The sequence below is a fragment of the Arthrobacter sp. MDT2-3 genome, from assembly GCF_059090465.1.
Map to the genome: position 1 here is coordinate 312009 of NZ_JBNHFS010000002.1, position 14009 is coordinate 326017.

Annotated in this window: 8 protein-coding genes and 2 tRNA genes; 4 read left to right on the forward strand and 6 right to left on the reverse strand. The window is 64.2% G+C overall.

The window, feature by feature from the left end; genetic code table 11:
- Window positions 1–131 precede the first annotated feature (131 nt).
- The gene (locus AC5RUQ_RS07060) at window positions 132–1784 is read right to left on the reverse strand and encodes a S1C family serine protease (protein ID WP_493946649.1); all 1653 of its coding nucleotides are present in this window, start codon (window positions 1782–1784) and stop codon (window positions 132–134) included.
- A 286-nt stretch (window positions 1785–2070) separates the two neighbouring features.
- Here AC5RUQ_RS07060 and AC5RUQ_RS07065 point away from each other — a divergent pair, with 286 nt between their 5' ends.
- From AC5RUQ_RS07065 to AC5RUQ_RS07075, 3 genes are all read left to right on the forward strand, one after another.
- On the forward strand, window positions 2071–4116 hold the full coding sequence (locus AC5RUQ_RS07065; protein ID WP_493946650.1) for a TPM domain-containing protein: 2046 nt from the start codon (window positions 2071–2073) through the stop codon (window positions 4114–4116).
- A gap of 122 nt (window positions 4117–4238) precedes the next feature.
- A complete protein-coding gene (locus AC5RUQ_RS07070; protein ID WP_493946651.1) occupies window positions 4239–5033 on the forward strand; it encodes a PspA/IM30 family protein in 795 nt (264 codons plus the stop codon).
- Window positions 5034–5128: 95 nt separating this feature from the next.
- The gene (locus AC5RUQ_RS07075; protein WP_493946652.1) at window positions 5129–6559 is read left to right on the forward strand and encodes a cryptochrome/photolyase family protein; all 1431 of its coding nucleotides are present in this window, start codon (window positions 5129–5131) and stop codon (window positions 6557–6559) included.
- A gap of 28 nt (window positions 6560–6587) precedes the next feature.
- Here the strand turns inward: AC5RUQ_RS07075 and AC5RUQ_RS07080 are convergent, their stop codons facing one another.
- The 5 genes from AC5RUQ_RS07080 to AC5RUQ_RS07100 form a co-directional block, all read right to left on the reverse strand.
- Entirely contained in the window at window positions 6588–7520 is a 933-nt protein-coding gene (locus AC5RUQ_RS07080; protein ID WP_493946653.1) for a cytochrome b/b6 domain-containing protein, read from the reverse strand.
- Window positions 7521–7659: 139 nt separating this feature from the next.
- Window positions 7660–7736 (reverse strand) — tRNA-Met (locus tag AC5RUQ_RS07085).
- Window positions 7737–7874: 138 nt separating this feature from the next.
- Window positions 7875–7948: transfer RNA gene (locus tag AC5RUQ_RS07090), tRNA-Met, on the reverse strand.
- Between the two features lie 133 nt (window positions 7949–8081).
- Entirely contained in the window at window positions 8082–11057 is a 2976-nt protein-coding gene (locus AC5RUQ_RS07095) for a UPF0182 family membrane protein (protein ID WP_493947181.1), read from the reverse strand.
- 150 nt (window positions 11058–11207) lie between these two features.
- Window positions 11208–12422: a YlbL family protein gene (locus AC5RUQ_RS07100; protein WP_493946654.1), complete on the reverse strand. Its 1215-nt coding sequence runs from the start codon at window positions 12420–12422 to the stop codon at window positions 11208–11210.
- Window positions 12423–12557: 135 nt separating this feature from the next.
- On the opposite strand from AC5RUQ_RS07100, the gene AC5RUQ_RS07105 reads away from it, so the two are divergent.
- On the forward strand, window positions 12558–14003 hold the full coding sequence (locus AC5RUQ_RS07105) for a zinc-dependent metalloprotease (RefSeq protein ID WP_493946655.1): 1446 nt from the start codon (window positions 12558–12560) through the stop codon (window positions 14001–14003).
- The last annotated feature ends 6 nt before the right edge of the window (window positions 14004–14009 follow it).

Below are 14009 nucleotides of genomic sequence, written 5' to 3' on the forward strand. Positions count from 1 at the left end.
CCTGTGTCAGCACTCCCTTGACGCCGGTGCCGCCTTCCCCCGCAAGCGCGGAAACAACGACGGCGACGCCCCCTCCTGAAGGTGGGGACGCCGCCGTCGTACTGCTGCGCGGTTGGCGCCGCGTACGGCGCTTAGCTCGCTGCGGTGCCCAGCGTGACGTCGAGCGTCTGTTCCTGGCCGTTGCGCAATACGGTGATTTTCACTTTGGAACCGCCGGGCTGCTCACGGACAGCTGCGGTCAGTTGCTCCGGTTCACCGACTGCAAGGTCGTTGAACCTTGTGATCACGTCACCCACCCTGATTCCCGCCTTAGAGGCTGCCGAGTCCGGTTCCACGGTGGCGACGTCTGCGCCCACAGAGAACTCTGAGGACGCGCTTGTGCCCTTCGGCTTGACGCTGACACCCAGCTGTCCGTGCGAGGCCTTGCCGGTCTCGATGATCTCGTTGGCCACGCGCTTGGCGTGGTTGATGGGGATGCTGAAGCCCACTCCGATGTTGCCGCTCGAGGAGGACAGCGAGCCGGATCCGGCCGATGCGATGGCCACGTTGACGCCGATGATCTCGCCGCTGCTGTTCACCAGGGCGCCACCCGAATTGCCGGGGTTGATGGCGGCGTCTGTCTGGATCACGTTGATGGAGATCTGGCCCTGTGCCGCCGATTGCTGGCTCTGGCCGCCGTCCGGAGGCGCAAACTGGAACCCGCCCTCGTCGTCGCCCTCGGCGTTGTCGCCCTCTTCAGGGGCTGCGGCTGAGGCGACGCTGATGGTCCTGTTGAGCGTGGAAACGATGCCATCCGTCACCGTTCCGGTCAGGCCCAGCGGCGAGCCGATCGCAATGGCGGTGTCCCCGACGTTGAGCTTGCCGGAGTCGCCCAGGGTGGCAGGCGTAAGGCCAGAGGCGTTGTCCACCTTGATGACGGCAAGGTCTGACAGCGGGTCGGTACCAACCAGTTTGGCGGTGACCACCCTGCCATCGCTGGTGCGGACTTCGAGGGCGGCGTTGGCCGTCTGGCCGTCCAGCGTGACCACGTGCGTGTTGGTGAGGATATGGCCCTGGTCGTCCAGGACGATGCCTGAACCTGTACCGCCGGCGCCGTTGCTTGAAGCGCTGATGGTCACCACGCTCGGTGATGCCTTCAGGGCGGCAGCCGTTATGGCGTTGACATCATCCTGGTTGTTGACGATGACCGTTCCGGGCTGGCTGTTGCTGCTGGTAGCTGAAGCGGAGCCCGGGCTGTCAAAGGCCTCGCCGCCCGCAACGGTCGCTACGCCGCCGCCCACCAGGCCGGCCGCGAGGATGCTGGCCACCAGGGTCCCGACGCCAAATGAAGCCTTCTTGCGTGGGGCATCCTTCGGATTCGGAGCCAGTCCCGGATGACCACCGGGGGCATGGTGCTGGCTCTGGCCGTAGGAGCCATCGTGGGGCTGGGAGCCGTGGGGTTCATTGTGTGCAGGCTGGCCTGGGTGCTGGCCGGAAGCAGCCTGCCCGTAGAACGGCTGGCGCTGCGGATAGGGCTGGCGCTGCGGGTACGCCGGCCGCGCTCCCGGAAGCTCCTGGGTGGGGTTATCCCCCCGGTTCGTCCGGTCCAGCTGTTCAGTCGGATACTGGCGCGGACCGGGAGCCTCATTGGGCGCGTGTCCCGTGGAACGCGGGGCGGCCGTGCCATCCGCATCCTGAACCTCGCCAGGATTGTTCCCCGGCTGGGTTGAGTGCTGCTGCCAGGAATCCTGCCGCCCCGTGCCGCGGCTCTCCGGAGCGGCACCGGGGGTTTGGTTCTCAGTCATGGGACTTCCTTTCATCCTCGTCTGAATTAACTATGGACTCCCTCCCTGTAACAAGCGCGGATGTTTGCTGAGAGCTTGCTGTGGACTTTTCCGGAGACTGTTTTCGTCCTTCCCGCGACGTTTCGCTGGTGGCATATTCGACCCGATGGACGGCCTGTGGGGTGCACCATAGAATCAAGATGATTGCCACAGCGACCTGCGGCTACACACATGCGTGGGGGCGCTGCTGCATTCTGAGACGACCGGTTCGTCCCGAATCGGTGTCAGGCGTGCTGAAGGGTTGCACATGCGGTCAAAGTTCAAACGTATTCTCGCCGTGATCGGCCTTACCGGCCTGCTGGCGGTTCCCGCCGCGGCCGCGTGGGCAGAGGATCCGGTCACCTTGGATCCGGCATCAAAGATAGTCGATTCCGCCGGTGTCCTGGGTTCCCAAAAGGGCGAAGTACAGGAAGCCATCAAGAAGCTCGGCACTGACCACGCGACCGTGCTCCACGTCGTTACGGTCAAGAGGTTCGAAAACCCGGCTGATCGGGAAGCATGGACGGACGCCGTAGCCGAAAAAGCAAGCCTCGGGCCTAACGCCTTGATTTTCGCGGTCGCCACCGATACCCGGCAGTACGTCCTGAATAAGGGCGGCAGCAAGATCACCGCGGCCCAACTCGAGAACATCAAGAGCAAGGCCATTGGTCCGCAGCTGGCTAATGACAACTACGCCCAGGCAGCAATCAACGCTGCTGCGGCAATCGGCGATGCTGCCGGAGGCGGCAGTGGCAACGTCCCTTCAGGTGACGGTGCCGGGGCAGCCGTACTGGTGGGAACCGGCGTGGTTGCCGCAGGCGGTGCGGGCGCATACCTGTACTTCCGGAACAAGCGCAAGAAGGCTGCTGCCCAGGCGTCCAGCGCGAGCTACGGCCCGCAGGGTGCCGAAGTTGATCCACTGGCTTCCCTGAGCGTAGAGGAGCTTCGCCGCAAGAGCGGATCCCTCCTTATCGAGGCAGATGACGCGATCAAGTCCAGCGAGCAGGAACTGATGTTCGCCCAGGCACAGTACGGTGATTCTGCCGTCGGCAACTTCACCAAGGCGCTGGAGGAAGCCAAAGGCCACATGACGGAATCGTTCAAGCTGCAGCAGCAGCTGGACGACCACATCCCCGACACCGAAGAGCAGCAGCGTACGTGGCTGGGTGAGATTATCCGCCGCTCGGAAGCCGCACTCGCCTCGCTCCAGGAGCAGAAGGCAGACTTCGATTCCCTCCGCGAACTTGAGAAGAACGCCCCACGGGCACTGGCAGCAGTCAACGCCGGGGCCCGCGAAGCGGATTCGAAGATCGCCAGCGCTGAGCAGTCCCTCACCGCGCTGAGGGCCAAGTACGCGGAGAGCGCACTGGCGCAGGTTTCGGACAATATCCTGCAGGCCAAGGAACGGCTCGCCTTCGTCCAGAACGCCTCAGCCACTGCGGAGCAGAAGCTGGCTGAGGGCGAAGGAAGCCTGGCCGCCGTTGCTGTCCGCGCCGCAGAAGAGAGCCTGCACCAGACAAACGTCCTCATCGATGCAATCGCCAAAGTTTCGTCCAGCCTGGATGAGGCCCGAAGCGGCCTTGATGCGGCAGTAGTTGACACGTCCCAGGACCTCGCGCAGGCACGGGCCATGATCCAGTCCGGCGCCCATCCCGACCTCGCCGGACCGGTGGCGGCCGTTGAAGCTGCACTGGCCCAGGTCAAGTCAGAGATCCAGGGCGGGAAGATTGACCCCATCGCCACCTTGCAGCGCGTCGAAACGGCACACCAGTCGCTCGACCAGTCACTCAGCGGCATCAGGGACCAGCAGGAACAGGCGCGCCGGGCCCAGGCATCACTTCAGCAGACCATCATGTCCGCCCAAGCCCAGATCAGTGCCACCTCCGACTACATCACTGCCCGCCGCGGCGGAGTGGGAACAGAAGCACGCACCCGGCTGGCGGAGTCGCAGCGCAACCTGGATTACGCGCTGTCCATAGCACGCACTGATCCGGTGACGGCCCTTACCTACGCCCAGCAGGCACACGCACTGGCGGCGCAGGCAGCCCAGCTGGCACAGGCCGATGTTGACCACTTCGACGGCTACGCCAACCAGGGCTACGGCCGCGGCGGCATGTTCGGCGGAGGCGGCGGCGGCGGACTGGGAGGCGCCATCCTCGGCGGCATCCTGATTAACTCAATCCTCAACGGAGGTGGTGGCGGCGGCTGGGGCGGCGGCCACAGCGACGGTGGAGGATGGGGCGGCGGCGATTTCGGCGGCGGAGGAGACATGGGCGGCTGGGGCGGAGACTCCGGCGGCGGTGGAGACTTCTGATCCGTTAGGCACCATCCCTGGCCGGAACGGCACTTGAACCCCTTGGCCTGGCGCCCGGGGCGCAGTACATAAACGTTCACTGATTTCAGTGGTCAACACAGAGCAGGACGAAAGGTAACACCATGGTTAAACAGTCCATTTTCGGTCGAGTCGCGCAGCTGGCAAAGGCGAACATCAACTCCTTGCTGGATAACGCTGAGGATCCGCAGAAGATGCTGGACCAGATGGTCCGGGACTACACCAACAACATCGCTGAGGCGGAGTCAGCCGTCGCGCAGACCATCGGCAACCTCCGTATGCTCGAGGACGACTACAACGAGGACGTCAAAAACTCGCGCGACTGGGGAAACAAGGCCCTTGCCGCATCCCGCAAGGCTGATGAGTACCGCGCCAGCGGTAACGTGTCTGACGCCGAAAAGTTCGACAACCTTGCCAAGGTGGCCCTGCAGCGCCAAATGGCCGCTGAGAATGAGGCCAAGGGTGCAGAACCCAGCATCATGTCGCAGCGCGAAGTGGTGGACAAGCTGAAGACCGGCCTGGACCAGATGAAGGGCAAGCTTAACCAGCTGACCAGCAAGCGCAACGAACTGGTTGCCCGTTCCAAGACCGCAGCTGCCCAGGCACAGGTCCACGACGCCATCAAGAGCATCGACATCATGGACCCCACCAGTGAAGTGGGCCGCTTCGAAGAGAAGATCCGCCGGGAAGAAGCCAAGGTCCGCGGGCAGCAGGAACTCGCCTCGTCGAGCCTTGACGCGCAGTTCAACCAGCTTGAGGACCTCGGTGAGCAGGTGGAGATCGAGGCACGCCTGGCTGCCCTGAAGTCGGGTGGCACATCAAAGCCTGCCATCGGCGCCGCGGGCTCTGCCGCCTCCGACGAGTCCACTGCGACTGAAATCGACTACGACAAGCTCTGACCGCCGGGCGGGGAGCAGCCTCCCCACTAGCACAATAGGAAGGCCGGGACCGCTGCCCCGGCCTTCCTAGTGCCGGGGGTGTGTAGCGTGGTGGCATGGCTTCCCCTGACGCAACGTCCCTCGTCTGGCTGCGTGATGACCTCCGCCTGGACGATAACCCTGCGCTGACCGAGGCGGGAGCGCTGGGCCTGCCCTTGACCGTCGTCTTCATTTTGGACGAGGAGTCGGCGGGGATCCGGACGCTGGGTGGAGCAACCCGGTGGTGGCTTCACCATTCCCTTGCGGCGCTGGCCGCTTCCTTGGAAAACAAAGGTTCGCGCCTCCTTCTTCGCCGCGGGCCGGCGGCAGCTGTGATCAAGGAACTGGCCGCCGAAATGTCTGCCACGCACCTCTTCTGGAACCGGCGTTACGGACTGGCGGAGCGCACCGTGGATGCCGATGTGAAGGCCTGGGCCGGCGGCAACGGCGTTGACGCATCCAGCCACCAGGCAAACCTCCTGTTCGAGCCCTGGACCATTCGCACCGGCGCCGGTGGACCCTACAAGGTGTTCACGCCCTTCTGGCGTGCATGCCTCGCCCACGGCGACGTGCGGGACCCGCATGAGGTACCGCTCCAGCTTCCCTCCCCCGCCCTGGAAAGAGGAGGAGCACTTCCTGCCGGTGAAGAGCTGGACAGCTGGAACCTCCTGCCCCGCTCCCCCGACTGGAGCAGCGGCCTGGCAGACACCTGGGAGCCGGGCGAAAAGGGCGCCCTGCGCCGCCTGGCGGATTTTTTGGACGGACCGGCGGAAGACTACGGAACCGGGCGCAACGTGCCGGGTGTGGAAGGTACCAGCCGCCTGTCCCCGCACCTGCGCTTCGGCGAGGTCAGCCCGTTCAGGGTGTGGCGCGAGATCCGGGAACGGTACCCGCGCAAGATACCGGCCGACGTCGGAATATTCCGTTCAGAGCTGGGCTGGCGGGAGTTCTGCTGGCACCTTCTTTACACGAACCCCGAACTCGCCACCCGCAACTACCGGCCGGAGTTTGACCGCTTTGAGTGGCAGCAGCTCAGCCGTGGCGAGCTGAAGGCCTGGCAACAGGGCCGCACGGGTTATCCCCTCGTTGACGCCGGGATGCGGCAGCTGTGGCAGACAGGCTGGATGCATAACCGCGTGCGGATGGCGGCCGCTTCATTCCTGGTCAAAAATCTCCTGGCGGACTGGCGCATCGGCGAGCAGTGGTTCTGGGACACCCTCGTGGACGCGGATGCTGCCAGCAACCCCGCCAACTGGCAATGGGTGGCTGGCTCCGGAGCCGACGCGTCCCCCTACTTCCGCATCTTCAACCCGGTGACGCAGAGCAGGAAATTCGATCCCGCAGGCAGCTACCTGCGCCAATACATCCCGGAACTTGCCGGCCTTGACGGTAAAGCCATCCACGAGCCATGGAAAGCGGCCGACGCGCCCGGGTACCCGGCGCCGCTCGTTGGGTTGCCGGAGTCCCGGGAGAGGGCCCTGGAGACCTACAGCAGGCTCAAGGACTAAGGGCTGCTGCGCGGGCCCCCGCCGCGGATTACCGGCTGACCTTGCCCATCAAGGACGCTATCGGCCGCAGGAAGATGGGGCGGGCCAGGAACCAGGCCGCCACCATGACCACAACCGAGGCGAGGAAAACCCAGAACCCGAACCAGCCGTCGTCGTCCCGTACTCCGTACATGTGGTTGAGGTTGCGTAGCGCTCCTGTGGCGAGCACCAGGAAGACGTGCACCACGATGAAGGCAACGAAGTAGATCATCACCGGGAAGTGGACGGCCCGGGCCCATTCAATCGGGTAGGCCTTGTTGAGGCCGGTTGCCTTCTTCGGCCACGCAGACGACATCCGGAGGCCCGTGATGAAGGCCAGGGGCGCCGCGATGAAGACCGTCACGAAGTAGGAGATCAGCTGAAGCGCGTTGTAGTTCACCCAGCCGTTCTCTGTGGGCCAGTTCAGGGAGGCGTACTGCAGGGCGGCGGAGAGCGCATTGGGGAAGACGTCCCAGCTGGTGGGAACAATCCGCATCCACTGCCCGGTGGCAAACAGCAGGACCGCGAACACCAGGCCGTTGAGGATCCACAGGGCGTCCAGCGTGAGGTGGAACCAGAGCTCAAGGCTGATCTTGGTGGGCGGGTTCTTCGTCTTGATCAGGCCCTTGTTGTTGCGGGTCCAGTGTCCGCTGGGGCGCGTGGTGGTCCGCACCTGCCATCCAGTCCGGATGATCAGCAGGAGGAAGAACGCGTTCAGGAAGTGCTGCCAGGCGAGCCAGGCAGGGAAACCCTCGGGCGCCCCAGCCGGCAGCTCCGAATGCCCGGGATAGTCCGCCACGAAGGAGGCGACGGCGGGCAAACCCATCAGCCACTTGGCTATCAACACCACGAGGACCAGCGCCGCAAGGACCGCGGGCACACCCCAATAGAGTCGGGACCGCTTGCCCGCGGCAGTGCCGGGCTTTTTCGTGGGTGTGGACATCGAGCAACATTCCTCTCGAGAATGACTGGCGAAGTGCTCACAATGCGTGAGTCTCTGCGAAAGAGAATACTAGGAACTACCGGCATTCAAGGAAAAAAGAAGGCCCCGTCCGGCTTGTCTGCCGGTCGGGGCCTTCTCATGGTTGCGGGGACAGGATTTGAACCTGTGACCTCTGGGTTATGAGCCCAGCGAGCTACCGAACTGCTCCACCCCGCGTCGCTGAAACAACACTACCCTATTTCCGCGGCGGGTTTTTACACACTGCTTCAGGGCCCCTTTTCGTCCCGAACCCGGGCTCGACGATTAAACCAAAAAGTCCCGGACACTGTTTCCAGTGTCCGGGACTTCCGTCAGTTGCGGGGACAGGATTTGAACCTGTGACCTCTGGGTTATGAGCCCAGCGAGCTACCGAACTGCTCCACCCCGCGTCGCAAGAACTACTTTACCGGCCGGTGAACAGCAGGCCAAATCGGGAAGGCGTGATCTCCGTCTCGCGGGACCGGCACCCGCTCCAGGTGGAACGGGTGCCGGGTGCCGCCGTCGTGATCGACTAAAAGGTGATCAGCTGCTGGGTGACGGCGAAGGCGTGGCTTCAGGTGTCGCCGTAGAGGCCGGAGCCGGAGTTGCCTCGGGAACGGCGACTGGGATCTTGTTCTCCGCATCCAGGGCCCGCTGGAGGGCCGCGGAGATACGCTTCTGCGCCTCACCATAGGCTGCAAAGTCGCCGGCAGCCAGTGCCGCCTGCCCCGCCTGGATTGCAGCGTTCGCCTCATCCAGCGCCGCCCGCAGTTCAGCCTTGGCATCCGCTCCGCCCGGTGCAGTCGGAGCAGCCGGATCTGTGGGTGTCTGGCCGTTGTTGCCGGAGTCGCCCGCAGACGCCCCGGAGTCGCCGCCGAAGAGCTGCTTCAGCGCCTCGTCAAGCGTCGGGGCGAACCCAACCTTGTCGCCGAAGGCCACCAGGACGCGCTGCAGCGTGGGGTAGGACGTCTCACCGGTGGACTTCAGGTACACCGGCTGGACGTAGAGGATGCCTCCACCGACAGGGAGCGTAAGCAGATTACCGTTCAGGACGTCAGAGGCCCCCTGGCGGAGCAGGTTAAGGGCCTGCGAAACCGTGGGATCAGAGTTGAACTTGTTCTGCGCCTGGCCCGGGCCGGGGACCTGGATCTCCGGCGGGATCTGCAGCAACCGCAGCTTGCCGTAACTCTCAGCCTTCACACCCGCCTGGTTGCCGGCATCGGAATCGGCGGCCAGGAAGCCGTAGAGGACGTTACGCGCGTTCCCGTTGACGATCTGCGGAATGAACGACGACGTCAGCTGGAAAGCAGGCTTATCCTGGTCCGGCATCTGCAGCGACATGTAGAACGGCGGCTGCTTGACGTCGTTCGTCGAATCAACCGTGGGGTCGTTCGGCACGCTCCAGGCGTCCTTCGTCTGGTAGAAGCTGGACGGGTCCGTCACGTGGTACTCGCCCAGCAGCTGGCGCTGGACCTTAAAGAGGTCCTCGGGGTACCGGACGTGGCTCATGACATCGCCGGACATTTCCGAATAAGGCTTCAGCGACGTGGGGAACACTTTCTGCCAGGACTTCAGCAGCGGGTCCTGATCGTCCCAGGCGTACAGCGTGACCGAGCCGTCGTAGGCGTCGACTGTGGCCTTCACAGAGTTTCGGATGTAGTTGACGGTGCTGTTCGGCAGGGCGACTGCACGGCCGGAAGTGGTCTGCGAATCGGCGGTGGCGTCCGAGAGCTGCTCCTGCTGGGAGTACGGGTAGTACTGGCTGGTGGTGTAGCCGTCCACGATCCACTTCACCCGGCCGTCAACCACTGCAGGGTAGGCGTTGCCGTCCACGGTCAGGTAGGGGGCCACCTTCTCTACGCGCTCACGTGGGTTGCGTTCGTACAGGATCTGCGATTCCGGGTTGACGCCGTCCGAGAGCAGCAGGTCCGAGGACTGGAACTTGATGGAGTACAGCACCCTGTTGAAGAAGGTGCCTACGTTCGGTCCGCCGTTGCCTTCGAAGGTGTACTGGGTCTCGCCCTCACCTGACGGCCTGTCCTGCTCGCGGGGCGGAGCACCGTCCGGTGCACCCACGATTGAGTAGTCCGGCGAGTATTCGCCGAAGTAGATCCGCGGTTCGTAGCTGGAGTCATCGCCCAGCACACCCGTGGAGGGAATGCCTGATTGCAGGAACTCCGGCTTGCCGTCAACGGTGAACTTGTTGCCCTTGGCTGCCACCACGCCGTAACCGTGGGTGTACACAACGTGCTGGTTGAGCCAGCCCTGCTGGTTTGTTTGCACGTTGGTGGGGTTCAGCTCGCGGACGGCGATAACGGTGTCCTGGATCTGCCCGTCCACCTCATAGCGGTCAACGTTGAGGGACTCCGGGAACCGATAGTACGGGCGGTACTGTTCCAGCTGCGAGAACGCGTCCGAGATCAGGTTCGGGTCCAGCAGCCTGATGTTTGCCGTGGTCTGGGCATCCGGCGCCAGCGCGCCGGTGCTCGCGGTGTTGGTGGCATCGTAACGGTCCACCTGGATGGCATCCAGTCCGTAGGCGGCGCGCGTGTTGTCGATGTTGCGCTGAATGAACTCCTTTTCCAGCGTCTCTTCCGAGGGGCGTACCTGGAACTGCTGGATCACCCAGGGGTAAACGCCGCCGGCAAGGATGGACGTGATGACGAGCATCGCCGTGCCGATCACAGGCAGGCGCCACCGGCCGATGACGGCGGCCACGATGAACAGGATGGCGACGAGTGCTGCAGCCACCGCCAGGATGGACTTGGTGGGAATCACGGCGTTCACGTCCGTGTACAGGGCGCCGGCCCAGCGTCCGCTGTTGCTCTGGACAGCCGAATAGCGGTCAAGCCAGAAGTTGATGCCCAGGAGGACCAGGAAGACGGCACCCGTTACGGCGATGTGGATCTGGGCCGCGCGGCTGGTGAAGACGCCCCGTTCCATCAGCCGAATACTGCCGTAGAGGTAATGGGTCAGGATGCCCGCGATGCCGGCAATCACCACCACGCTGATCAGGAACCCGGTCACGAAGCCGAGGAACGGCAGCGTCATCAGGTAGAAGCTGATGTCCAGGTTGAATTCCGGATCCGACTTTCCGAAGGGTTCCTGGTTGAAGAAGAGAAGGACCCTCTGCCACTGGCTGGATGCGGCGCTTCCGGCGAAGAGGCCGAACAGGACCGGCAGGCCCACCATAACCACGCGGCGGACAGGTTCCAGCTGTGCCTGGTAGCGGTTGAGGTTGTCGCGGATTTCCGAGTCCGGGGCGTAGACCGGCCGGGACTGGTAGGCGATGCGGATAGCGTAGAAGACCGCAAGGAACATGATGGCGAACCCTGCAGCGAAGATCCCGATCCGCGCCAGGTTCTCGGTGACGAACACTTCAATAAAGCCGAGCTGCCGGTACCAGAGGACATCGGTCCAGACGTTGGCAAAGAAAATGAAGCCCACAACTACCAGGGCAACAACGATCAGGGTGGGCGTCAGCGCGCCGCGTCTTGAAGGGGGTTTACCTGTGGACATGGTGCTGGCTGGACGGGACAAACTCGGTACCTCATAGCTGGTCGTCAGAATATTCGAAGCGTGCGTGCGAGCGACGTACTTACCGGTCAAACGCTGGTTTCGTCCGTCTTAATTGCCACGAGTGGCAGTAATGCTTAGTTCCTGCCCAGTCTAGTTGCTTGTGCACGCCGGCAGGCCGGATGTGTCCCCGCCGGAACCGGCAAGCTCAACGGCGCGGCGGGCCTCCGCGAGGTTCTCGACCTTGACCACCTGGAGACCGTCGGGAATATTGCCCACCACTTCCCCGCAGTTGGCAGCGGGAGCGAGGAAGAGCGTGGCTCCCCCGGACCTTGCACCCTGCATTTTCTGCCCGATGCCGCCTATGGGCCCCACCACACCGTCCGGGGTTATGGTTCCGGTGCCGGCCACGTGTTTTCCTCCTGTGAGGTCCCCCGGAGTGACTGTGTCGATGATGCCGAGCGAGAACATCAGTCCCGCGCTGGGGCCCCCGACTTTTTCGAGCGAAATCTCCACGTCGAAGGGGAACGTGAACAGGTACTTGAGCATGACGCCCAGGATGAAGCGGCCCGTACCGTTGTCTTTAGGGGTAATCACCTGCGTGACCTCTCGGCCATCGCGTTGCACCACCACTGTGGCAGCCGCGCCCTTGCCTGCTGCCAGTTCCTCCTGGACGACGGCGAGGGAGGTAATCTCCTTGCCGTTGATTGTCTTGAGGATATCCCCCGGCTCGATTTTTCCCGCGGCGGCAGAGTCCTCGGAGAGGTCTGCTGCCTGAAGCTGCTGCGCAAAGGGAATGTCCAGCTCGTTGAGGGCCGAGGCCACCGCATTCTCCTGGGACGTTGTCATGGCCACCGAGCTCTGCTCCGCGGCCTCCTCCCTGGTTGTGCCGCTGGGGTAGATCAATTCCTCGGGGTACACGGCTTTTGATGGGTCGAGCCAGGCGGAGAAAGCGCCCAGGACACTCACTGGGCCGTTCGGGCCGCCGCTCACGTAAACGGTGGTCAGGTCGAGGTTGCCCGCTGCCGGATAGGTTTCCCGGCCGCTGACTTTGATGACCGGGCTTCCCTGGCTCTGGCCCAGCGTGTTGTAGGTGGGGCCGGGTGTTTCGACGACGTAGGGGACCGGCAGGGTGCCCACCGCGATTCCGAGTCCCAGGGCCGTTATCCCGGCCACCATCATGGCCGAGACTTTCCTGTCCCGGCGCGGCGGACCGCCGGGGAACGGCGGGGTGCCGGCCGCTGGCGAAGAGCCTGCGGCACCTGTTGGCGCGCCGGCTTCAGGGCCGCCCGATTCCCCGCGCCAGGGATCGGAAGGGAGCTCGGCAGCGTGGTCCTCGGAGGGGTGGCCGCCACGGGTTGTAGTCACTGAACCAACACTACGCGGTGCCGGCAGACGGAGTTCTTTGCCTACAGCGAACGGTAACGCACTCCGGCAGACAGCCGTCCACCACCGGGGTACCGTGAAGGTTGATCAACAGTCACACCGACGATCGGCGGGATCATGACCTCCAACCCACTTAATCCGTCCAACGGCGACGACACCCCCAAGGACCCGTTGACAGAGATGCTGCAAAACCTGATGGGCGGCAAGGGGATGGAAAATTTCGACCCTGCCGAGCTCGCAAAGGCTGCCGGCCTTCCCAACGACCCCAACCTCCTGGCCCAGATGTTCTCCCAGGTCCAGGCCATGATGAGCGCGCCGTCCGAGGGCCCGGTGAACTGGAAGCTGGCCCACGAGAATGCGCGGCGGGTCGCCGCCGGCAGCGCGGATCCATCGGTCACCTCACAGCAGTCCCGCGAAGTGGACGAGGCCCTGCGGCTCGCTGAACTGTGGCTCGACCCCGTCACGGATCTTCCCGCCACCGGCCTGATCGGCCGCGCTTGGTCCAGGGCGGAGTGGGTGGAGGCGACCCTTGGCACCTGGAAGAGGCTGACCGAGCCGGTCGCCAACAGCATCGCCAATGCGCTCTCCTCCGCAATGACCGAGCAGATGCCGGAGGAGATGAAGTCCATGATGGGCGGAGCCTCGTCCATGCTCCAGAACATGGGCGGCGCCATTTTCGGCATGCAGCTGGGGCAGGCCATCGGCGCCCTCTCCACGGATGTGGTCAGCTCCACCGACATTGGAGTTCCCCTCGCCGATCTTGAGATGGCCCTGCTGCCCCTGAACGTCGCCGCTTTCGGCGAAGGGCTTTCCCTGCCCGAGAACGACATCCGGCTCTTCCTCGCTGTTCGGGAAGCGGCCCACGCCCGGCTCTTTGTCCAGGTTCCGTGGCTGCGGGGCCACCTGCTTGGCGCCATCGAGGCCTACGCACGGGGCATCCATATCGATACCTCCCGCATTGAGGAACTGGCGCGGGAACTTGATCCCGGCAATCCGGAGGGCATCCAGGAAGCCCTGTCGCAGGGCGTATTTATGCCTCAGCGGACGCCCGCCCAGGACCAGGCGCTCGAGAAACTGGAAACGGCGCTCGCCCTGGTGGAGGGATGGGTGGACGAACTTACTGCTGCGGCCACCGAGAATGTTCTTCCGTCAGCGGGCGCTCTTCGCGAAACCGTTCGCCGCCGCCGTGCCACCGGCGGTCCGGCGGAGCACGCCTTCGCTTCGCTGGTTGGTTTGGAGTTGCGCCCCCGCCGGCTGCGGGATGCTGCCACACTGTGGGCCACGCTGAAAGAAGAACGCGGCATTGAAGGCCGTGACGCAATCTGGCACCACCCCGACCTGCTGCCCACCGCCGAGGACCTGGACGATCCCCGCGGGTTCAGCGGACGCCGGAAACTGGCGGAAGCCAGCGACACCGAGGTGGACGACGCCCTGCAGAAGTTGCTTAGCGGCGGGTTTGACGACTCCCCCTCCAGCCGAAACGAAGACGCCGACGGCGGCCAGGACGGGAAGCCGGCCGAGGATCCGGATGCTGATGGGCAGGACGGCGGGCCTAAAAGCTAAGCCGGT